Here is a 242-nt window from a genome sequence, read left to right as displayed (position 1 = left end):
CTCGGCCAGATCCTTGGCGAGTTCGGTCATCTTGGCCTGGGCCTCGTCGACGTCCTTGAGGCGGATGGGCCCGAGCGAACCCATCTCGTCGGTGATGTTCTTGGCCGCCCGGGTGGACATGTTCTTCAGGAAGAAGCCGCGCACGCGCTCGTCGGCACCCTTGAGCGCGCGGCACAGGGTCTCGTTGTCGACCTTGCGCAGCAGCGTCTGGACGCTGCCCGCATCGAGCTTGAGCAGGTCCT

The 242-nt window shown here is 65.7% G+C and carries 1 protein-coding gene; it reads right to left on the bottom strand.

Features of this window, described 5'->3' with window-relative positions:
* Positions 1–242 (bottom strand): FliG C-terminal domain-containing protein (locus tag CVH10_RS23665; protein ID WP_369336009.1); only part of this gene is annotated, 242 nt, incomplete at both ends.

It is taken from the genome of Halomonas sp. ND22Bw, from assembly GCF_003011945.1.
In the GTDB taxonomy this organism is placed as follows: domain Bacteria; phylum Pseudomonadota; class Gammaproteobacteria; order Pseudomonadales; family Halomonadaceae; genus Halomonas; species Halomonas halophila.
Note: the sequence above shows the minus strand (reverse complement) of the source record. Positions and strands in the feature narration are given on the sequence as shown.